Consider the following 20,502-nt stretch of genomic DNA (forward strand, 5'->3'; position numbering starts at 1 on the left):
ATAATGTTTTTGCCCCCGTCTATCCACTTCCTTCGTATGGACGGACAGCACGCGCCAGATCTCGATCAGTTCACCTCGCGCCGATCGACCGTGTACGCACCGAACGGAGTCGTCGCGACCAGCCAACCGCTCGCCGCCGAAGCCGGGGCAGCGATCCTTCGGGAGGGCGGTAACGCGTTCGACGCGGCGGTGACGACCGCCGCAGCCCTGAACGTCGTCGAACCGACCAGCACCGGGCTCGGCGGCGACGTCTTCGCGCTCTACAAGACCGCCGACGGCGAGGTCGGCGCGCTTCGAAGCTGCGGCGGCGCACCCGGCGACGCGACGCTCGAGCGCGTTCGCGACCGGATCGCCGCCGATCAGGGCGTCGAACCCGAGGCGGCGGAGATGCCCACCTACGGTCCGTACACGATTACCGTTCCGGGTACCGCTCGCGGCTGGGAGCGGACCGTCGAGGATCTCGGGACGCTCTCTCTCGAGCGGGTGCTCGAGCCGGCGATCGAGTACGCGACCGAGGGGTTCCCGGTGTCGGAGATCATCGCCAATCAGTGGGCGGAGGCGGCGTCGGTGCTCCGCGACGACAACGCTCGCGACGCGTACCTGCCCGAGGGTCGCGCACCCGAGGTTGGCGAACACGTTCGTCTCCCGGCGCTCGGCGAGACGATGCGACGGATCGCCGAGGAGGGGGCCGACGTCTTCTACGAGGGCGAAATCGCAGAGGAGATCGTCTCGGCGATCCAGTCGCGCGACGGCTTCCTGACGCTCGACGATCTGGCGTCGTTCGAACCGGAGTACGTCGATCCGATCAGCACGACCTACGGTGGCGCCGAAATCTTCCAGCTCCCGCCGAGCAATCAGGGGATCGTGGCGCTCGAGGCCCTGAACATCGCCGAGGCGCTCGGGGCGGGCGACCATCCCCCGGACTCGCCGGAACGGATCCACCTCGCCGTCGAGGCGGCGAAACGGGCGCTGACCGACGGGCTCTTTCACGTCACCGATTCCGACTTCGAGGACGTCCCGGAGCTCGGCTCCAAGGCGTACGCGGCCGAGCGAGCCGACGAAATCGGAGCCGAAGCGACGGAGGACGTCGATATCGGCCACCCGAGCGCGAACGGGAGCGCCGAGGACGCCGACACCGTGCTCTTGACCGTCGCCGACGAGCAGGGGAACGTCGTCTCGTACATCAACTCCCGCTTCAAGGACTTCGGCAGCGGCGTCGTCGCGGGCGATACCGGCGTCGCCCTCCAGAACCGCGGTAGTTCGTTCTCGCTGGACCCCGACCACCCGAACCGGATCGAGCCCGGAAAGCGACCGTTCCACACGCTCATTCCCGGACTGGCGCGGTTCGACGATTCCGACTGGGCCGCCTTCGGCGTGATGGGTGGCTACATGCAACCGCAGGGGCACCTCCAGGTCCTCTTGAATCTTCTCGAGGACGGGATGTCGCTGCAGGAGGCGATGGACTACCCCCGGTGGCGCTATCAGGTCGACGGCCAGCTCGCCGTCGAAGGGCGCTACGACGGGACCGTGCTGACGAAACTCGCTCGACGCGGTCACGAGGTGCGGGTCCGACCGCCGGGACACTTCGGCGGGAGTCAGATCGCCCGCAACGACGACGGGACGCTCTCGGGTGCCACCGATCCGCGTAAAGACGGCTCCGTCGTCGGATTCTGACCGCTCCGTCGGTTCGACGAAGCTAGCCAGTCCGGCGCGTCACCCGGTCCGTGGGTGTTGGGACGAGTTTTGCATCTTATCGTCGCCGTCGTTCGAGGTGATGACGACCGAGTTAGGCCTGTTCCGTCCAGTTCGCTTCGATCTCGTCGTACGGCGGCGACGGCGGCCACTCGTCGGCGACCCAGGCGTGGTCGACGGTCAGCTCGTCCCCGATCAGAAACGTCGCCGGACGAGGTTCCGACACTCCCGTCATCCCGTCGAGGTCGTGGACGACGTCGTAGCGTTCCGCGACGCCGTTGCCGGGATCGGAGTAGAGCGAGTGCTCGAGGCCCCGGCGTTCGATGAACCGCTGGTGATCGAACGGCTGTGAAATCCCGACGCCGACGACCGTCAGCTCGTTGCCCCACTCGCGTTCGCGAATCTCGTCCCACCAGTACACCGACTTTCCGCCCCAGTTCAACGGATAGAACACCAGTAACACGCGTCCGTCCCGCGCGACCAGATCGGATAACGCCGTATCCTTCCAGTACTCCTCGGATACGAGCGGACGGGTGAAGTCCGGCGCCTGATCACCTTCAGTCGGATGCGCTGACGGAGCGAACTCGACCAGATCGAACCCGTCCGAAGCGGTTTTCTCGTCCACGACTCCGTCGCCGTACGTTCGATCGAGGTACTCGAGGATCCGACCGCTCTCGGGCATCGTCACCCCGCGTTCGTGATCGATCACGACGGGAACCGATCGCGTTCCCGACGCGCGAGCGACGGCGTTTCGGCGACTGTGTTCACCCGCGACGAATCGGGAGCGATACGGCACGTCGTATCGCTCGAGTCGACGAACGACGAGTTCGCAGTAGGGACAGCCGTGGAGTCGGTACAGCGTTATCGTCGCGCCGTCACCGTGTGGGTCGATGGCAGTAGACATGCGAGGCTACGGTTCGTTCGCGTCGGGTCGTCTAAAACACTACTGCTGAAATGGACCTGAAAGGGTTGCTTTCGTAGTAGCTGGATTCACCACCCAAGTTCTCAACTCGGCGAACTGATCGCTCGGGCCTCCGAAAGCGGACCCATTAGCTAATGTGTGTGGGTATAGATACCATAGAACGAGTATGGCAATCGAACAAGTAGACGATGAACCTGAGAGCGCGGCGAAAACGATCCCCCACTGGTACTCGGCGGACAACGACGACGTTCCGACGCTGGTCGACGGTGACGGCGTCGAGGTGTTCGACGCCGACGGAAGGGCCTATCTGGACTTTCAGTCGCAGCTGTACTGCGTCAACGCGGGCCACAGCAACCAACGGATTATCGATGCGATCGCGGACCAACTGGCCCGAATTCCGTACGTCTCCTCCGGAAAGCACAACGACACCCGAAACGAACTCGTCACGCGACTGCTCGAGGTCGCGCCGGAGTCGATGTCTCAGACGCTGTTTTCGATCTCGGGAAGCGAAGCGAACGAAGCGGCGGTGATGCTCGCACGGGAGTACGCCGACGCGCCGAAGGTACTCACCAGGTGGCGGTCCTACCACGGGGCGACCTACGGAACGGCCAGTCTGACAGGTGACACTGATACGAGCTCCTATATCCAATCGCACGCTGCGATGACGGGAAACGCGAAGTTCCTTCCACCGATTCCAGCGGCGTTCGATGCGGAATCGCCCGACGAACTCGCCGAACAGGCGGCAAACCACCTCGAGTTCGTCATCCGCAACGAAGGCCCCGACTCGATCGCGGCGATCCTCACCGAAATCGTCGCGGGCTCGAGCGGCGGCTTCACCGCGCCGCCGGGCTACTTCGAGCGCGTCCGCGAACTCTGTGACGAGTACGATATCCTGTTGATCGCGGACGAAGTGATCACCGGCTTCGGTCGAACGGGCGAGTGGTTCGGTGCCCAGAGCGAAGGCGTTCAACCCGATCTGATGACGTTTGCGAAGGGGGTCACGAGTTCGTACGTTCCGCTGGCTGGCGTGATGATGAACGCGGCAATCGCGGACTACGTCGCGGAAGAAGGGTTCGATATCGGCCAGACGTTCGCCGGCCATCCGGTCGGCTGCGCCGCGGGATTGGCCGCGATGGACGTCTACGAGGACGAACTGCTCGAGAACGCGCGATCGGTTGCTCCCCACCTCGAATCCCGACTCACCGCACTGGAGGAGCGGTTCGATGTCGTCTCGTCGGTTCACGGCCGCGGCCTCCTCTGGGGCGTCGAGTTCACCGACCCCGAGACGGGCGAACCGTTCGTGGATCCGCGGGTGAGCGACGCCGACAACCCGGTCAAATCGGTCCTCTCCGCGGCCGGCGAGAACGGTGCGATATTCGGCATGGGCCGCCCCGGTATCCAGCTTCTCGTCTCACCGCCGCTCTGTGTGACCGAAACCGAGATCGACGAGGCGGTCGACATCCTCGAGAACGCGATCGAAACTGCGTTCTAGACTCCCGAATCGATCGCTTCGAACTACTGCTGGGGACGTACGATGAGCTTTCCGACCATATCCCGAGATTGCATGTCCTCCATCATCCGCGCTGTTTCCGCCAGCAGGTACTCCCTGGCGACGACCGGGTCCAATCGTCCGGTGTCGACGAAGCCGACGAGTTTCTCGAGGTCGACCTGCGTTCCGAGCGTGCTTCCGAAGAGGCGTTTGTGACCGAAGTAGAGGTCTCGAGCGTCGAATTCGGGAAACTGGCCAGCCGTCCGTCCACAGACGACCATCGCCCCGTTCGTTCGCAACACCTGGAGTCCGATGCGAGTGAACGGTCCGCCGAGGTGGTTGATCGTCACGTCGACGTCGCCGATATCGGCGACCGCCGTGCGCATCTCGTCGGGATCGCCGGTGTGAATCGCGTGATCGAGGCCGAGGGACTCGACCGTTCGAAGCTTCGATTCGTCGGTCGACGTTCCGATCGTTTCGGCACCCAGAATCGTCGCGAGTTGAATCGCCGCCACGCCGACGCCGCCGGCCGCACCCGGAACGAAGACGAGATCTCCGGCCGTGGTTCCGGCGCGCTCGAGCATCCTGAACGCGGTCACGTATGCGATCGGAAGCGCTGCAGCATCGACGATGTCGACGGTCTCGGGGAGTCCGACGAGCCGGTTCGCGTCGACGACCGCCCGTTCGGCGAACGCGCCGTCGTAGCTGCTGTAGTTCTCGCACATGTTCTCGGGACCCTCGCGACAGAACCGGCAGGTCCCGCAGGTCTCGAGCGGACAGAGGACGACGCGGTCTCCCTCGGAAACGGCCGAAACGTCGGCGGCCGTCTCCTCGACGATACCCGCCAGGTCGCCGCCGGGAACGAACGGGAGGTCCTCGGCGGTGAGCCGGTCGTCGTCCTCGAGTTTCCAGAGGTCGCGGTGGTTGAGTGCGGCGGCTTCGACGCGAACGATCGCTTCGCCGGGACCCGGACTCGGCGCTGGCCGGTCCTGGATTTCGACCTCGGGGGGCGTCTCGTGACTGGTGAGTGCGGCGACGCGCATAGTGTGGGTAGAGAACACACCGCTGACCGTCTTAACTTCCTGTGTTCGCCCCTGTCGACCACGGCGTCGTAGCCGTCTCGAATCGGTGGAATCACGATCAGTATTATCTGCTCGTTCGACCAACTGGGCGGTGGTATGCGAAAGACTATCATCGACCCGACTGCAGGAAACGAGCTAGTGGCGGACTCGGACGTCGTCAGCGAAACCGCGTACTCGAGGGGCGTTGTCGTCGACTTCGACGGGTACAAGCGCGTGTTCTTGTCGGGCGTCACGCCCGTCGAGACGGCGACGGATTCCATCGGAGCCCAGACCAGAGAGGTCCTCGAGACGATCCGGGCGTTGCTCGAGCAACAGGGCGGCGAGATGAACGACGTCGTTCGGATCCGGACGTACGTCCAGGACGTGATGGACGACGAGTTCGAAACGATTCACGAGGTCCGAGGGGAATTTTTCGACCGCGAGCACCTCCCGGCGAGCGCGCTGCTCGAGATCGGATCGATCGTCCGGGGCAACATCGAGATCGAAATCGAAGCCGTGGTGCCGGACTCGGAGTGGGAAGTCGAGCACGTGTCGGCTCCGTCGTCCTGAACCCGACTCTCGACGCTGCCCATAACGGGCGTCCAACCCACGTTTCGACGCCGTAACGGTTGCCAGGCGGTATACGCTTAACCCGTTGGCGTTCGAGGCGCTATCATGCAGAAGATCGTCGTTCTCCACACGACAGCACACGGTATCCCGTCCAGTGAGTGCGCCGACAGGCTCCGCAATCGCTGCTCCGACATCGAGGTTCGACGCGCGTCCTCGAGACGCGAGGAACTCGAACTCGTACGCGACGCGACGGTCGTCGTCGGTCGTGACCTTCGTCCGGAGTTGTTCGAAGCGGCAGAGAACCTTCGGCTGTTCGCGTGTTCGTCGGCCGGCGTCGGCCACCTCGACCTCGAGGCGTTCCGAGAGCGAGATATCGCCGTTACGAACGCGTCCGGGGTTCACGGGCCGAATATCGCGGAGCACGTGATCGGCTGGATGTTGTTGATCACGCGGCGTCTCGACGAAGGACTCCGTCGGCAGGCCCGCCGCGAGTGGCGCCACTTCCAGGCGATGGGTGACCTCTCTGGTTCGCGCGTCTGCGTGGTCGGACTCGGGGCGATCGGTCAGGCAATCGTCGAGCGTCTCGAGGGCTTCGGCGTCGAGACCGTCGGCGTTCGGTACACGCCGGAGAAAGGCGGCCCGACGGACGATGTCTACGGCTTCGGAGATCGAACGGGCGCTGGTCGGCATCGACTACCTCGTTCTCGCGTGTCCGCTGAGCGAGACCACCAGAGGACTCATCGGAGCGGACGAACTGGCGACGTTGCCGTCCGATGCGGTGTTGATCAACGTCGGCCGCGGACCGCTCGTGGACACCGACGAACTGGTGGCCGCGCTCCGCGGTGAGGACCTCTATGCTGCCGCCCTGGACGTAACCGACCCCGAACCGCTTCCCGAGGAGCACCCGCTGTGGACGCTCGGGAACGTTTACATCACGCCGCACAACTCCGGCTACACGCCGGAGTACTGGATTCGGATCGCAGACATCCTCGCCCGGAATATCGAACGCGTCAACGACGGCGGATCGTACGACGACCTCGAGAATCAGGTCGCCTAAAATCGATCTCGGCCCGACGTCGTAACCGATTCATCGACTCGAGAGCGGTACGGACGTCTCGATCGTGCCGTCTCGTCCTCACGCGAGTTTCTTATTCACAGAAATGCAAGAGGAAGCCCACGACTTCAGTCGTGGGTCACTGACGACTCCTGTAGCCGACTCCCGAACCGGTGGACGCCGATCGGATTGTCGGTGTTGCCGTCGGTCGCGAAATCCGCCAGCACCTCGCCGACGACGCTGGCGAATTTGAACCCGTGGCCGGTGAATCCCGCTGCGATCGAGACGTGGGGGTACTCCGGGTGCGTATCGAGGTAGAAGTGGCCGTCGAGCGAGCGAGTCACGATGCAGGTCGCGAGGCGCAGCGTCGGCCCCGAGGCGGCGGGGAAGTGATTTTCGGGGAGGCGTCTGAGTCGGTTTTCGTCTTCGAGCGTCGGCTCGTCGTTCCAGTCGTCCGGATCAATGGCGTCGGGTTCGGAGGGCGTGTAGCCGAACTTGAACCCGGGCCGGTCGGCCACCGGAAAGCCGTAGAACTCCCCTTCGGGAACGTCGACGTTGAATACCGGGAACGTTTCCGGCGTAAACTTCGCCGGCTCCCTCGGCTGGAGCCAGAGCATCACCCGTCGCTGCGGTGAGAGCGCGTCCTCGAGCAGCGGCGTGCGTTTCCCCGCCCACGCGCCGGCGGTGACGACGAGGTGGTCCGCCTCGTACGTCCCGCGGTCCGTCCGGACCTCGACGCCGCGTTCTCGAGGCGTCCACTCGAGCACCCGTTCGCGGGCGTGGACGGTTCCGCCGTGCTCGTGAGCGAGGTTCACGTGCGTCGAGATGGCCCGCTCACAGGCGAGAAAGCCGCCGTTCGGTTGGTAGACGCATCGGTAGTCGTCGGGAAGCTCGTAGCCCGGAAATCGCTTTCGAAGCACCTCACCGGACAGTATCTCGTGCGGCACGTCGTTCGCCGCGCAGGATTCGACCGCGGCCGAAACGTGCGCTGCGTCGGCGGGGCCGGCGCGGACCGACCCCGTTTCGGTGAGGAGACGCTCGCCCGATTCGGCCTCGAGGTCGCGCCAGAGCGTCCGTGCTCTCTCGGCGAGCGGAACGTACGACGGATGTTCGGGCTGTGTCAGTCGGAAGATTCGGGTATCTCCGTGGGAGGATCCCCGTCCGTGGGGAACGTCGTACTGCTCGATCCCCAACACATCGACGCCCCGCTTGGCCAGGTGGTAGACGGCCGAACTTCCCATTCCACCGACGCCGAGGACGATTACGTCGTACGAATCTCGAGTCATCGATACGACCGTTGGTGTGTGGTAGCAAAGCCTTTGATCTTCCGTCGCCGAAATCGGCCCTGGGCGTCCGCCGTCTTTGATTGCGTCTCGAATCGTCGCGTGTAGACACTGAGACCAGGAAAAACGGCGGGATGAGTGAGTGACAACTGAGACGATCAGTCCTCGCGATGCCTGCGGTGGACATCGATCGGCTATCTCGTTGCGGCGGTAATGCGCGTGAGTCAGGGGGAACCACGGTCCGACTCAGTCGTCGAGTTTCTCGAGGAGACGTCGCTTCACCCCCGGCCACTCCGTATCGAGAACGCTGAAGTAGACCGAATCGCGCAGCCCCTGATGGGTGTGTCTGTGCTGTCGATGGATTCCTTCCTGGGTCGCTCCGAGTCGTTCGATCGCCGCTCGCGACCGTCGATTTCTCGAGTCGGTTTTGAATTCGACGCGCACGCAGTCCCATTCTTCGAAGGCGTGCTCCAGCATCAGGTACTTCGCTTCGGTGTTGGCCGCCGTGCGCCAGTAGTCGGGTGTGAGCCACGTCCACCCGATTTCGACGCTGCGATGGGCGGGCTGGATGGCGCCGAATCTGGTGGAACCGATCGCCTCGCCGGTTTCCCGGCTGACGGTTGCAAACGGAAGCGCCCGTCCCCTCGCTCCGTCTTCGACGGCGGCCGTGACCCAGTCGCGCATCGCCTCCGGACCGGAAATATCCTCTCCGAACCAACGGAAAATGATCGACTGGGAGCCGTTCGCTTGAAGATCGGCGAGGTGGTCGTCGACGGATAACGGCTCTAATCGAATCGTCTCCGCCTCGAGGGTAACCGGGTCGATGTCCATGCCTCCCCTCTCGCGAGCGACTTCATCAAATTTGCTGCGCTGAGACGATACCGAACCGGTGTTCGGTCCGACGAGCCTGCACTCGCTATCGGTCACCCTCCGAAACTCTCACTGACAGTTTTCGGTTGCAGAAGTAACAATCCATATTTGTCTCTATTACTTCGGTACACGTGCAATGAACACGAGGGCCGGGTGGGTTCTCTGCCTCGGAATTATCGGGATTCTAGCGGTGTCAGTCGGTGCCCCGGCCCTTCCAACGGCTGTCTCGTTCGCCGAAGCAGAGTCGACCGAGCCGCCTGAACTCGACGAGGAGCAGGCAGAACTCGTAGAAGAGCAACTCGGTGAAGAACCCGGAGGGGAGGATGACGGATCGTTTCCGGCGGAGTGGTTCGTCCTCGGTGCAGGACTCATCGGCCTCGCAGTACTCGGGCGTGTTGCCGTCTCCAATCCGCAGTACGCTGCAGTGACACTCGGCATCGGAATCGTCGTCGTCGCGTTACTCGGCCTCCTGTTCGTTCGCGGATGGAGTGGCAGCTCCGATGCGGTCGGTAGATCCGTCTCCGAGTCCTTCCCGCTTCTCGTGGCCGGTGTTCTGGCGACTCTCCTAATCGTTCGTGTTACCATCGGTCTGGTTCTCAGTGACGACGCGCCAGCAACTGTCGAATCCACTGCTGATCAGGTCGAGAGCCGAGCGCTGACGACCGACCCACACACGCCGTCGCGATCGTCGGAGTTCGTCGATTCGAGTGTTCCGGTGGATAACGACGTCTATCGCGTGTGGCAGACGCTCACCGAGGCGGTCGACAAGCGGTCCGACGAAACCGCGACACCGGGCGACGTACGGACGGTAGCGCTCGAGCGCGGATTCGATCCCGGCACCGTCGAGGAACTCACGCGACTGTTCGAAGATCACCGCTACGGAGGCAGAGAGCCGACGGCCGATCGAGAGCGTCGCGCACGAGAACTCCTGGATCGACTACGGATCGAGGGAGAGCGCCGATGAACGACGAACTCGTCCGCGGTGCGGCAACCGTTCTTGCGGCCGTCTCGCTGGCGATCGGCGTCGCCGTCTTTGTCGCCCGCGACCGGATACTCGATCGACTCTCGTACGAGGTCATTCTCGCTCTCGAGGTGTTCGGACAACTGGGGTTTTACCTGGTGCTCCTGCTCTTTCTCGTCCAGAGTTACCGTATCGCTCGCGATCGATACGAGAACGCCGTCAACGAAATGATCCCACCGGCTCGAGAGCGTGCAACCGAGACACTCACACCCGGCGATGACCGTATTCGCACCGTCGAGTCGATACGTGACCGAACCGACGTCGAATATCGAACGATCCGAGAACAGCTCGATCGTCTGGTTCGGGACGTCCTCGAGCGTTCAGATCAACGCTCGGAAACGGACTCGAGCCGAGCCGTCGCCGAGGGTACCTGGACCGGTGACGACGTAGCGGCTGAGATGCTCAGCGACGATGAAACACACCCCCGATCGCGTCTCGGCCGACTTTTCGAGGCGACCGGTTTCGCAGCCGTCCGGACACGTTACGACCTCCGACGGACGATGACCGCTATCGCGGCGGTCGCCGGCGTAGCGGTTACTGACGATCGACGCTCGCGCGTCTCTCGATATCTGGTCGGCCGACCGATACACGCTCCGTCGTCGGCCGAGGATGAGACCGACCCAGTACACGAAGAGAGCGATGCAGGTCGCGTGCAACGGCGGACCGGTCACTGGGACGGGGTTAGCGTGATCGCACTCATCGGAATCGTCCTCGGCGTCCTCTACCAGCAGCCGACGATCATTCTGGCAGGGGGGATCGGGGTCGGATTCGCGGCGTACGGCCAACTCAGCGACGTTCCCGAACTCGAGGTGACCGTCGACCGCGTCGTGAGCGAGCCGCGTCCCGAGCCGGGCGACGACGTCGGTGTCACGGTAACGATTCGAAACGATGGCAACCGTCGGATACGGGACCTTCGCGTGATCGATGGCGTTCCGCCCGAACTCACCGTCACGTCCGGGTCACCGAGAATGGGGACGACGCTCGGGCGTGGCGAGACGGTCTCGCTGCAGTATACGATTTCCGCCCGACGCGGTCGCTATCAGTTCGATCCGGCACTCCTCCTCGTCCGAACGATCACGGGTGCGACCGAGACGGAACATCGCGTCTCGGCGGAATCGGAGCCGGCGATCACGTGTCTGCCGACGATCGAATCCCTGCCCTCGAGCACAAGGCTTCTCCAAAACCGCGGCTCTCAGCAGGTCGGGCAGCTTTCGACGAACAAGCCGAGTGCCGGCGTCGAGTTTCATAGCGTCCGTGAGTTCCACCCAAGCGATCCGGTAACGCGGATCGACTGGAACCGATACGCTCGAGACCGCGAGTTGGCGACGGTGTCGTTCCACGAGGACCGATCGGCGGTCGTGATCGTCGCGATAGACGCTCGCACCGATGCCTACTGTGCACCCGCTACGTCCGAGAGGGAGCACGCCGTCGATCGATCGGTCTCGGATGCAGCGACCGTGTTTGGATCGCTCTTGTCCGAGGGCCACAGCGTCGGGCTCGCGTCGATCGGTCAGGACCCGCTCTGGCTTGCACCGAATCGCGGGACGGCTCACCTGAACCGAGGCCAGTCGTTGTTGGGAACAGCAGCCGCGATCGGCCCACAACCGCCAGAGTCAGAGGGGTACGATCTCGATCGGTTTACTCTCGCACCCTCATCCGCGCAGATACTTCTGTTCACGCCGCTCTGTGATGACGGTTCCGTCGAGATCGTTCACACCCTTCGCTCGCGGGGAGTCACTGTGACGATCGTTTCACCGGACCCGACGATAACGGATAGCCCGGAGCGAGCGCTCGCCCGCGTCGAACGACGGCTCCGAATCCAAGCGCTTCGATCGACAGCAATTTCGGTCGTCGATCGCGGCTGGAACACATCGCTCGATCGCGCGATACGAGGTAGTGTATGACCCGTTCGACGACACCGTCCACGGGCGGGCCACCTGCAAAGCTCAGTTCCTGGATCACGGTCTGTCTCGCCGGCATCGGATGGAGTACGACCGTTCCGTACTCGTTTTCCGGAGCGAGTATCGCGACGGTCGCGTGGCTTCTCGTTGGACTGGCTCTCGTCGTGAGCGATCGGCAGATCCTTTCGATCGCCACGGCTGGACTCGTTCTCGGTGGGTTCGTAGCCGCCGGTGACGGTGCTCGACTGATCGCTGTTCTCGTCGGCGTCACCGCCGCAGTACTGGCTTGGGATATCGGCAACAACGCGATCAGTATCGGCCGTCAACTGGGCCCCGATGCATCGACGGCACGTATCGAGTACGTTCACGCCACTGCCAGTCTCGTCGCTGGCCTATGCATCATCGCTATCACGTATCTTTCGTCGCTGCTTTTTACAGGTCCGCAGCCGCTGATCGTCGTCGTCTACCTCTTGCTCGCAGCAGGGCTGATTACAGTCGTGCTGAGTCTGCGAGACGGATAACAGGAACGACCGTGCGACTTTCCGACCGACGAACAGTGCGTCTTCTTTTCGGCAGACTCGAGTTCACCTCACTGTCGGTCGATGGAACTCTCAGCGATCGATACGTCTCTGTCTTAAAAGCGCCTTTCACGACACATTACCTCTGACGGAGCGGGATCTCCGGTGCCTCGAGTTTAGCTTTAAGATGGTGGACCCGGTAGGTTCGCTATGGAACAACGGGAGCTTGCGAGTCTCGGTATCCTCGGCGTCTTGGCCGAACGGGAGCGCGCCACAGTCAAAACCGTCCACGAGCAACTTCGCCACAATTTCGGTCGCTACTGGGGTGCGAGCACCGGGATACTCGTTCCGACGATCAACCAACTCAGAGAGGATGGGTACGTCGAAACGACCGACAGCACCACACAAGCCGCGACGTACAAGATCACCGACGACGGTCGTGACCACCTGCAATCGTTGCTCACGAAGCCGATTCAAGACGTCTCTCATCCGTCGTTTCGCGCGCATCTGATGATGAAACTGGGCTTTCTCCACCATCTTTCGGTCGACGGCCAACAGGCGGAGATCCGGGCTCTGAAGGATCAACTGAAGACCTCCCGCGAGGAACTGCGGACGATCGACGCCACTCACGAGGCGGAAGTCGACGACCGAGAGCGAGTCGGGTATCGACGGGAACTCATCGACCTCCGGGTCCGGATCCTCGACACGTTCCTCGAGTGGCTCGACGCTATCGAACCAACACAGCCAGTCGAGCAGTGAGGTGACGACGTCGTGGTCGGCCGGCACTGCCCGGCAGACGATCCGCTGAAACTCGAAGTCCCGTCAGACGTGCTGTTCCTCTACGTGCTCTCCGATGCCGTCGCTTTCGTCAGTCAACTTGCCGCATGCAGTACCGACCAGACCAGAAAGGGAATCTGAGCCGCTCCACCGGGCTCGAGTAGTTCGGCGAACACCTGTACGTACCGCTGGTCGAGGACGTCAGTAACCGAGATCCAGGAGCCAGTTGACGGCCAGCGCGACGGCGACGAGGAGCAAGAGGGCCATGAGCATACCGAACGACGCCGCCCAGCCGAAGACGTCCGCAAACAGCCCGACCGCGACGGAGCCAAAGGAGCCGACGATGAGGTATACCGTCCTGACGAGCCCGAAGCCGGCGCCTCGCTCTTCGTCGGTCATGTTGTCCATGAATCGCGGCTCCACGGCGACCGCCCAGCTCAGTCCGTTCCCGATCAGTATGAGGCCGGCGGCGACACCGAGGACCCCGGGAACCGCGACGAACAGTCCTAACCCCGCCGCACTGGTGACCATGCACCCGAAGGTCGTCACGTCGCGACCGAAGCGGTCCGAAATCGCGCCGATACCGGGCTTGACGATCGACTGGATGACGAAGTACCCGGAGAAGACGATCCCGGCGAGCGTCGCCGACTGCCCGCGATGCTCGACGAGGAACGTCGGCAGGAACGATGCCGTCCCTTGCCAGACGAACGCCCCAACCGACGCGATGGCGACGGTGAACAGGATCTCCGGCTTGCTGAGGATGTTCGTGACCTCCTCGAGCTGCAACCGCTGTCGGAGCGGTTGCTCGGGCCGATGGGGTTCGACGGGGTGGATTCGCCAGACGAACAGCGCGAATATCGGGGCGGCGACGACCGCACCGAACGCGACGGCCGGCCGCCAGCCGTACTGAATGCTGATCCAGGCCGCGGCGATCGGCGCGACCAGTCCCGCCGCCGACGAGCCGATCGTGTGGACGCCGATAGCGAACCCCAGGTTATCGTACGTCCGGTCGAGAAGCGTCGTCGCTGCGCTGTAGTGGAGTCCGGCGACGGCGCCGAGCACGACCATGGAGAGCACGAACACGGCGTACACCGGGGAGAGCGCCAGCAGCAGACTCATGACGGTTGTTCCCCCGATCGACACCAAAATAATCGATCGCTCTCCGTACCGATCGGCGAGAATCCCGCTCGGAAACTGCATGATCGCGTACGACAACCACATCCCGGTCAGTGCGATACCGATCACGGTGTTTCCGATCTGAAAATCGTCGGTGATGGCGGGCACGACGGGGCTGATAGCGAGGCGTGCGACCATCGTCGCGAAGAACGCGAACGTACAGAGCGTGAGTACCGTGTGCTTGTACTGCCAGCTCATCGTTCCTCACGCGTCGACGCGGTCATGATCGGGTACTCACAATGCGGCCAAATCAGTGTGAATTTTCCGGCAAACGACACGGCGCTATTGCTTCGTCCTCGAACTCCCCCCGGCGACGCCAAAGCGGCGCAGTCTCAGTAGGACTTCGGGAGACCGAGAACGTGTTCGGCGATGTAGTTTTTGACCATCTCGTTCGAGATCGGGGCGATGACGTTGATCATCGTCTCGCGCCAGTAGCGCTCGACGTCGTACTCGCTCGCGTAGCCCATCCCGCCGTGCGCGCGGATCGCGCGTTCGCAGGCTTCGAGCGAATCCTCGCTCGCCCGGAGTTTGACGGCGTTTGCCTCGGCGCCGCAGTCGCGGTCGGTGTCGTAGAGCCACGCCGCCTTCCGGATCATGAGCTCGTCCTGCTCCAGTTTCGCCCACGAATCCGCGAGCGGATGCTGGACCGCTTGATACGAGCCGATCGGGTTGCCGAAGACGACGCGCTCGCCGGCGTACGCGGCCGCTTTTTCGATCGCGGCTTGCCCGACGCCGACCGCGTTCGAGGCGATCGCGATCCGTTCGGTGTTGGCGAACCGAAGGAGATACCGGAACCCGCTACCCTCCTCGCCGATCCGGTCGTCGGCGGGGATGCGTACGTCGGTGAACCAGACCTCGTTCGAGTCCGACGCTCCCCGTCCCGCCTTCGGGATTTCGGCGACTTCGACGCCGTCCATGTCCCGGCTAAACTCGGTGAAAAAGAGCGTAAGCCCGCCGAATCGGTCGGATTCCGCTCGAGGCTCGGTGCGGGTAAGCAGCATGATCACGTCCGCCTCCTGGGCCTTCGAGGTCCAGATCTTCTGTCCGTTGATCACGTACTCGTCGCCGTCGCGTTCGGCGACCGTCTCGATTCGAGAGGTGTCCGTCCCGGCGTTCGGTTCGGTCACGCCCGTACAGACCTGCACCGAACCGTCGGCGATATCCGGAAGGTAGCGCTCCTTGTGCTCCTCGTCGGCGAACGCGACGAGCGGTTCGGTGCTGAACGTGTGGTGTGCGGTGATCGACGTCCCCGCCATTCCGGCACCGGATCGGGCGATCTCCTGCTGGACCAGCGACGCCTCCTGGACGCCGTACCCCTGTCCGCCGTACGATTCAGGGATCGTAATTCCACACCAGCCGCCGTCGGCGAACGCGTCGAAGAACTCGGTCGGGTACTCGTGGTTCAGGTCTTTTTCGCGCCAGTACTCGTCGCCGAACTCGTCGCAGAGATCGCGTACCTGTGATCGGATCAGCCGCTGTTCGTCGGACAGCTCGAAGTCCATGACCGGTATTTCCACCATGCTGGCTAAACAGTTTCCCCCCGTGCCGGACGCACGGTCTTGGGACTCGTCGACCGCTCTCGGTCTCAGACGACCCGATTGGTGAGGTCATCGCCCCGTCCGATCCGTTCGACGTTCTCGCGGACGATACCGCCCACGTCGCGGAAGTAATCGCGGGTGTACGCCGCCGCGTGCGGGGTGACGATGACATCGTCCAGCTCCCAGAGTGGAGACGTCTCGGGTAACGGCTCGGTCTCGAACACGTCGAGTGCGGCGCCCGCGATGTCGCCGGCCTCGAGGGCGTCGATCAACGCTCGTTCGTCGACGACTGCGCCGCGAGCGACGTTGACGAAGTAGGCGTCCGATCGCATGGCGTCGAACTCCGTCGCGGCGAACAGGCCGCGGGTGGCCTCGGTCAACGGCACGGTGACGATAACGAAGTCGGCCGTTGCGATGGGTTCGTGGAGGGCTTCGATGGCGTACATCTCGTCGAACTCCGGGAGGGGGTCGTCGGACCGCCGCACGCCGACGGTCTCGACGCCGAGCGAGCCAAGCACGTCGGCGACGCCGCGGCCGAGCGTTCCCGTGCCGACGACGCAGGCGGTGGTACCCGGGAGCGTGAACGCTTCGTCCCACGCCGGTCGCTCCCAGCGCCGCTCCGTCGCGCTCGCGATCTGATCGTGGAGCCGACGAGCGAACGCGAGCAGGTAGCCCGCGACGGTTTCGCCGACCGTTCGCCCGTGGATTCCGGTGCTGTTGGTGAGTGCGACGCCATCCTCGGCGAGCGCCTCGAGCGGGAAGCGATCGACGCCCGCCTGCGTCGAGTGGATCCAGTCGACCTCGAACAGCGCGTCGAAGTGATTTCGCGTGACGACCGCATCGCAGTCCGCGATTCCCGCCTCGTCGACTACCGAGACGTCGATCGGGAGGTCGGAGAGGAACGCCGCGAGTTCCGACGGCGGGAAGATGGCTTCGACGGATTCCTGGACGCCGAGGCGCTCGAGTTTGCCTGTCATGCACTACCGGAGGTGCAGTCGTCGTATCAATCTTCCCACGGTGGGACTGGAGAGCGCGTAGGGCTTCCGTCGAAACGCTCGGTGCGTCGGCTTCCGGCCGAGTCGTCGTCGGCCGTCGCTCCGGATCGGGACGATGGTTGCCCGTCGTCTCGGGCACTGCCATCCGTCGTCTCTCGAATTCCGCCGTGCTCTGTCCAGTCGTAACAGAATACTTATCATCGGTACTGGAGTACTGATCCGCCGTGGGAAGCAACCCTTTCGGGAGCCTCTCCGACCTCAGGAACGGAGTGGCCGACCTCTGGAGCGGCGGCCGCGGGAGAATACTCACCGCCGTCGCCGCCGGTTGGTTTCTCTCCATCGGCGTGCGGATGATCTACCCCGTGATGCTGCCGTACCTCAGAACGGCTTACGGGCTCGATCTGACGACCGCCGGCCTCCTGCTAACGGTGCTGTTCCTCGCGTACGCACTGGGACAGTTTCCGGGCGGGGTGCTCGCCGACCGGTTCGGAGAGCGATTCACGCTCACGGCGAGCGCGGTGATCTCCGCGGTAACGTTGACGCTCGTCGTCACCGCCAACTCGTCGATCGTGCTCTTCGCCGCCACGGCGCTGTTCGGGTTCGGGACGGCGCTGTACGCGGTCGGCCGGTACACCGTCCTGCCACGACTGTACACGGATCGCCTCGGCGCTGCGAACGGCGTGACGGCCGCCTCGCAGGACGCCGGCCAGTCGGTCCTGCCGCCGGTCGCCAGCGTGATCGCGGCGGCGTTTCTGTGGCAGCTCGGATTCGGCTTCGCGATTCCGTTGTTCCTGCTCGCAGCCGTCGCCCTCTGGGTCGTCGTCCCGCCCCGCTCTCCGAGTGCTTCGGACGGCGACTCCGGGTTCAGCCGCGACGATCTTCACGTTCTCACGTCCGTGTTCCGCCAGCCGGCGGTCGTGTACGCGACGGCGGTGTTGATCCTCGGACTTTACGTCTGGCAGGCGTTCACGAGCTTCTATCCGACGTATCTGATCGAAATCAAAGGGCTCTCGACGACCGTCGCCAGCTTTCTGTTCGGGATTTTCTTTGCACTCGGCATTCTGATCAAGCCACTCGCAGGGGGTGCGTACGATCGGTTCGGCATCCGCCGCTCGCTCACGATCGTCGCGAGCGGACCGACGATCGGCCTCATCGCGCTCCCGTACGTCGACGACATCTGGATCCTTATCGTGGTGACCGCTCTCGTGAGCACCCTGCTCGGCTTCGCGACGGTCGTCGAACCGTCGTTGCTTCACTCCCTCCCCGAGGAAATCCGCGGGACGGGGTTCGGCATCCTTCGATCCGTCGGCTTCACGATCGGTGCGACCAGTCCGGTCCTGTTCGGTGCCGCGGCCGATCGAGGATTTTTCGACGAGATGTTTATGGTTCTGGCCGTGTTCGCCGCCGGAATGATTCTCTTGGCGTTCCGGATCCCCGAGAACTGAGCGTTCCGAGTCGGCGAGGGGCTACGAACTCGAGATGACCGCACCGTGTTCGTGAAACCGCTCGATTTCGTCGGCCGAGTACGACAGGGCCTCGAGGATGTGATCGGTGTGTTCGCCCTTCTTCGGCGGTCGCGAGGCGAACTGCCCGTCGTGAATCCTCGAACTGAAACGGAACGGAAGCGACGCCGTCAGGACCCGCTCGTCGACCTCCGGATTGTAGCTGTCGACGATCATCGACCGCGCCTCGACGTGCTCGTCGTTCTCCACGAGATCTTGGACCGTCTGGACGGCTCCGGCCGGAATCCCCGCATCGAGTAGTTTTCGCTCGAGTGCTGCCGACGTAAATTCCGTGAACTCCGGGATGAGTTCGTCACGGAGTGCTTCCCGGTGGTCCATGCGGTCGTCGATCGTCTGGAACCGGTCTTCCTCGAGCAGATCGGTTCGATCGAGGGCCGTACAGAGTCGCTCGTACATCGCCTCCGAGAGCGTCGCGACGTAGATGTGTCCGTCGGCCGTCGGGAAGACCCCGTTCGGCGCGCTGCCGATTCCTTTGCCTCCCGCGCGTTCGGGGAGCGATCCCGACTGGTCGTAGTTCGTGATCCAGTAGGACATCCAGGAGATCGCGACGTCGAACAGCGAGATGTCGATGTGGGTCCCGTCCCCGCCGCGGTCGTGGTGGCGAACGGCGGCGAGGATCGCGAACGCGGCGTTCGCACCCGTCCCGCAGTCGATCAGACTCGCGCGGATTCGGACCGGCGGCCGATCGCTGTAGCCGGTGGTCGCCATGAGCCCCGAGACGGCCTGAATACAGGGATCGTAGCCGGGATACGACTGATACGGGCCGGTTCGACCGAAGCCCGACAACGAACAGTAGATGACGTCCTCGTTTCGGGCCGTAACCGACTCGTAGTCGAGATCGTACTTCTCGAGGACGCCGGGCCGAAAGCTCTCTACGATCACGTCGGCTTCGTCGACGAGTTCCGTGACGATCGAACGTCCTGCGTCGGTTTTGATATCGACACACAGGCTCTGCTTGCCGTGGTTGAACGGGGTGAACATGTTCCCGTTCATCAGGTTCCGAAACGAATCGCCCGATGGCGGTTCGACCTTCAGAACGGTTGCCCCCATCTCGGCGAGCAACTGCGTACAGACGGGGCCCGCTATCGATTGTGTAAAATCAACGACGGTTAAATCGTCTAAGGGCTTCATACTACTCTCGATATCACCGTCGGAGAAAGTTCTTTGGGAAGGCCTATCACACACGTGCACGGACCGGTCACCGCCTCTCGATGTCGACCACCGTAACGAAGAGCCGTCCCCGAACCGAGGCCGTGTCACTCCAACCCACAGGCTTTTGCTCCTCGCATCGAAAGCGAGGGCACGATGACAACTGACGCGGACGGAGAGCGCTTCAGGTCTCGATTTACCGACGGCGACGTTCTCGGGACCTGGGTATCGATCGGTCACCCGGCGATCGTCGAAGCGGCTTCGAGAGCGGGATTCGACTTCGTTCTCATCGACACGGAACACACCGCGATGAGTCTCGAGACCGTCGCCGAACTCGCCCGTGCGGCCGCTGCGTCACCCGGTGAACTCGGGGTGATCGTCCGTCCCGCCTGGAACGATCCGGTCCGGATCAAACGCATCCTCGATATCGGGGTCGACGGGATCATGGTGCCGATGATCGACACGCCGGACGCTGCCACCGAACTCGTCCGGGCGACGCGGTATCCGCCCGACGGTGATCGCGGGATCGCGTCGGGTCGCGCGGCCGGCTACGGCCAGAACTTCGTCGACTACGTCGCGGAGGAGCACCGATCGTTGCTCACGATCGCGCAGATCGAAACGCCGACCGGCGTCGAACACGCCGCCGACATCGCGGCGGTGGACGGGATCGACGCGCTCTTCGTCGGCCCGGCCGACCTCTCGGCGTCGCTCGGCGTCTTCGCCGAGTGGGACGCACCCGAACTCACCGACGCGATGGCTCGCAGTATCGAAGCCGGAGCGAACGCCGACACGCCCGTCGGCACGCTCACGGTTCGCGAAGCCGACGTCGCGGACCGCGTCGAACGAGGGTTCGACTTTCAAATCGCGGGCAAGGACATGACGACGCTCATCGAAACCGGCGAACGGATCCGCGAAACCTACGAGGAGAGCGTCTCCAAACGCGAGTAACCGCCGCTGGTCGGT

The 20,502-nt window shown here is 63.6% G+C and carries 17 protein-coding genes and 1 pseudogene; 10 read left to right on the top strand and 8 right to left on the bottom strand.

Translation table 11 applies throughout. The features are described from left to right. Positions 1-36: 36 nt before the first annotated feature. A complete protein-coding gene (gene ggt / locus BLT08_RS16400; protein ID WP_090310058.1) occupies positions 37-1,674 on the top strand; it encodes a gamma-glutamyltransferase in 1,638 nt (545 codons plus the stop codon). Positions 1,675-1,786: 112 nt separating this feature from the next. Here ggt and BLT08_RS16405 read toward each other — a convergent pair whose 3' ends face one another. Next, on the bottom strand, positions 1,787-2,596 hold the full coding sequence (locus BLT08_RS16405) for a redoxin domain-containing protein (RefSeq protein WP_090310060.1): 810 nt from the start codon (positions 2,594-2,596) through the stop codon (positions 1,787-1,789). Positions 2,597-2,780: 184 nt separating this feature from the next. Between BLT08_RS16405 and BLT08_RS16410 the strand changes: the two genes are divergently transcribed. Then, positions 2,781-4,106 (top strand): aminotransferase family protein, encoded by a 1,326-nt coding sequence (locus BLT08_RS16410; protein WP_090310063.1) that lies wholly within the window; start codon positions 2,781-2,783, stop codon positions 4,104-4,106. A gap of 23 nt (positions 4,107-4,129) precedes the next feature. Here BLT08_RS16410 and BLT08_RS16415 read toward each other — a convergent pair whose 3' ends face one another. Further along, positions 4,130-5,146, bottom strand: coding sequence for an alcohol dehydrogenase catalytic domain-containing protein (locus BLT08_RS16415; protein ID WP_090310066.1), 1,017 nt, complete (start codon positions 5,144-5,146; stop codon positions 4,130-4,132). A 135-nt stretch (positions 5,147-5,281) separates the two neighbouring features. Here BLT08_RS16415 and BLT08_RS16420 point away from each other — a divergent pair, with 135 nt between their 5' ends. Further along, positions 5,282-5,734 carry a RidA family protein gene (locus BLT08_RS16420; RefSeq protein ID WP_090310070.1) on the top strand — a complete coding sequence of 151 codons (453 nt, stop codon included), beginning with the start codon at positions 5,282-5,284 and terminating at the stop codon, positions 5,732-5,734. Between the two features lie 105 nt (positions 5,735-5,839). Further along, positions 5,840-6,791 (top strand): annotated as a pseudogene (locus tag BLT08_RS16425) (D-2-hydroxyacid dehydrogenase). 125 nt (positions 6,792-6,916) lie between these two features. Here BLT08_RS16425 and solA read toward each other — a convergent pair. Together solA and BLT08_RS16435 are read right to left on the bottom strand one after the other, a co-directional pair. After that, positions 6,917-8,074: an N-methyl-L-tryptophan oxidase gene (solA, locus tag BLT08_RS16430; RefSeq protein WP_090310073.1), complete on the bottom strand. Its 1,158-nt coding sequence runs from the start codon at positions 8,072-8,074 to the stop codon at positions 6,917-6,919. Positions 8,075-8,317: 243 nt separating this feature from the next. Beyond that, positions 8,318-8,902 (bottom strand): GNAT family N-acetyltransferase, encoded by a 585-nt coding sequence (locus tag BLT08_RS16435; RefSeq protein WP_090310076.1) that lies wholly within the window; start codon positions 8,900-8,902, stop codon positions 8,318-8,320. A 175-nt stretch (positions 8,903-9,077) separates the two neighbouring features. On the opposite strand from BLT08_RS16435, the gene BLT08_RS16440 reads away from it, so the two are divergent. From BLT08_RS16440 to BLT08_RS16455, 4 genes are all read left to right on the top strand, one after another. Next, positions 9,078-9,905, top strand: coding sequence for a DUF4129 domain-containing protein (locus tag BLT08_RS16440; protein WP_090310079.1), 828 nt, complete (start codon positions 9,078-9,080; stop codon positions 9,903-9,905). Beyond that, complete coding sequence (locus tag BLT08_RS16445) at positions 9,902-11,866, top strand: DUF58 domain-containing protein (protein WP_090310082.1); 1,965 nt, start codon at positions 9,902-9,904, stop codon at positions 11,864-11,866. Before BLT08_RS16440 ends, BLT08_RS16445 begins: the two co-directional genes overlap by 4 nt. Next, entirely contained in the window at positions 11,863-12,384 is a 522-nt protein-coding gene (locus BLT08_RS16450; protein ID WP_090310084.1) for a DUF7519 family protein, read from the top strand. The genes BLT08_RS16445 and BLT08_RS16450 overlap by 4 nt, the downstream gene beginning before the upstream one ends. 207 nt (positions 12,385-12,591) lie before the next feature. Continuing rightward, positions 12,592-13,140: a helix-turn-helix transcriptional regulator gene (locus tag BLT08_RS16455; RefSeq protein WP_090310086.1), complete on the top strand. Its 549-nt coding sequence runs from the start codon at positions 12,592-12,594 to the stop codon at positions 13,138-13,140. 219 nt (positions 13,141-13,359) lie between these two features. Here the strand turns inward: BLT08_RS16455 and BLT08_RS16460 are convergent, their stop codons facing one another. The 3 genes from BLT08_RS16460 to ddh all read right to left on the bottom strand — a co-directional run bounded on the left by BLT08_RS16460 (position 13,360) and on the right by ddh (position 16,849). After that, positions 13,360-14,532: an MFS transporter gene (locus BLT08_RS16460; RefSeq protein WP_090310088.1), complete on the bottom strand. Its 1,173-nt coding sequence runs from the start codon at positions 14,530-14,532 to the stop codon at positions 13,360-13,362. Positions 14,533-14,666: 134 nt separating this feature from the next. After that, positions 14,667-15,836 (bottom strand): acyl-CoA dehydrogenase family protein, encoded by a 1,170-nt coding sequence (locus tag BLT08_RS16465; RefSeq protein ID WP_090310090.1) that lies wholly within the window; start codon positions 15,834-15,836, stop codon positions 14,667-14,669. Positions 15,837-15,919: 83 nt separating this feature from the next. Then, positions 15,920-16,849, bottom strand: a complete 930-nt coding sequence (gene ddh, locus BLT08_RS16470) for a D-2-hydroxyacid dehydrogenase (RefSeq protein ID WP_090310092.1) — start codon at positions 16,847-16,849, stop codon at positions 15,920-15,922. Between the two features lie 242 nt (positions 16,850-17,091). Here ddh and BLT08_RS16475 point away from each other — a divergent pair, with 242 nt between their 5' ends. After that, positions 17,092-18,312, top strand: a complete 1,221-nt coding sequence (locus tag BLT08_RS16475; protein WP_394328199.1) for an MFS transporter — start codon at positions 17,092-17,094, stop codon at positions 18,310-18,312. Between the two features lie 21 nt (positions 18,313-18,333). Here the strand turns inward: BLT08_RS16475 and BLT08_RS16480 are convergent, their stop codons facing one another. After that, positions 18,334-19,521: a CaiB/BaiF CoA transferase family protein gene (locus BLT08_RS16480; protein ID WP_090310096.1), complete on the bottom strand. Its 1,188-nt coding sequence runs from the start codon at positions 19,519-19,521 to the stop codon at positions 18,334-18,336. 174 nt (positions 19,522-19,695) lie between these two features. Here BLT08_RS16480 and BLT08_RS16485 point away from each other — a divergent pair, with 174 nt between their 5' ends. Continuing rightward, positions 19,696-20,487 (top strand): HpcH/HpaI aldolase family protein, encoded by a 792-nt coding sequence (locus BLT08_RS16485; RefSeq protein WP_090310097.1) that lies wholly within the window; start codon positions 19,696-19,698, stop codon positions 20,485-20,487. Positions 20,488-20,502 lie beyond the last annotated feature (15 nt).

Source organism: Natronorubrum texcoconense (genome assembly GCF_900100335.1).
Classification (GTDB): Archaea; Halobacteriota; Halobacteria; order Halobacteriales; family Natrialbaceae; genus Natronorubrum; species Natronorubrum texcoconense.

Excerpts from the sequence above, each read along its gene's own strand:
- BLT08_RS16435 (WP_090310076.1), bottom strand. The coding sequence starts at position 8,902 with ATGGACATCGACCCGGTTACCCTCGAGGCGGAGACGATTCGATTAGAG.
- BLT08_RS16485 (WP_090310097.1), top strand. The coding sequence starts at position 19,696 with ATGACAACTGACGCGGACGGAGAGCGCTTCAGGTCTCGATTTACCGAC.
- ddh (WP_090310092.1), bottom strand. The coding sequence starts at position 16,849 with ATGACAGGCAAACTCGAGCGCCTCGGCGTCCAGGAATCCGTCGAAGCC.
- BLT08_RS16450 (WP_090310084.1), top strand. The coding sequence starts at position 11,863 with ATGACCCGTTCGACGACACCGTCCACGGGCGGGCCACCTGCAAAGCTC.
- ggt (WP_090310058.1), top strand. The coding sequence starts at position 37 with ATGGACGGACAGCACGCGCCAGATCTCGATCAGTTCACCTCGCGCCGA.
- BLT08_RS16440 (WP_090310079.1), top strand. The coding sequence starts at position 9,078 with ATGAACACGAGGGCCGGGTGGGTTCTCTGCCTCGGAATTATCGGGATT.
- BLT08_RS16405 (WP_090310060.1), bottom strand. The coding sequence starts at position 2,596 with ATGTCTACTGCCATCGACCCACACGGTGACGGCGCGACGATAACGCTG.
- BLT08_RS16465 (WP_090310090.1), bottom strand. The coding sequence starts at position 15,836 with ATGGACTTCGAGCTGTCCGACGAACAGCGGCTGATCCGATCACAGGTA.
- BLT08_RS16460 (WP_090310088.1), bottom strand. The coding sequence starts at position 14,532 with ATGAGCTGGCAGTACAAGCACACGGTACTCACGCTCTGTACGTTCGCG.
- BLT08_RS16415 (WP_090310066.1), bottom strand. The coding sequence starts at position 5,146 with ATGCGCGTCGCCGCACTCACCAGTCACGAGACGCCCCCCGAGGTCGAA.
- BLT08_RS16420 (WP_090310070.1), top strand. The coding sequence starts at position 5,282 with ATGCGAAAGACTATCATCGACCCGACTGCAGGAAACGAGCTAGTGGCG.
- BLT08_RS16410 (WP_090310063.1), top strand. The coding sequence starts at position 2,781 with ATGGCAATCGAACAAGTAGACGATGAACCTGAGAGCGCGGCGAAAACG.
- BLT08_RS16445 (WP_090310082.1), top strand. The coding sequence starts at position 9,902 with ATGAACGACGAACTCGTCCGCGGTGCGGCAACCGTTCTTGCGGCCGTC.
- BLT08_RS16455 (WP_090310086.1), top strand. The coding sequence starts at position 12,592 with ATGGAACAACGGGAGCTTGCGAGTCTCGGTATCCTCGGCGTCTTGGCC.
- BLT08_RS16480 (WP_090310096.1), bottom strand. The coding sequence starts at position 19,521 with ATGAAGCCCTTAGACGATTTAACCGTCGTTGATTTTACACAATCGATA.
- solA (WP_090310073.1), bottom strand. The coding sequence starts at position 8,074 with ATGACTCGAGATTCGTACGACGTAATCGTCCTCGGCGTCGGTGGAATG.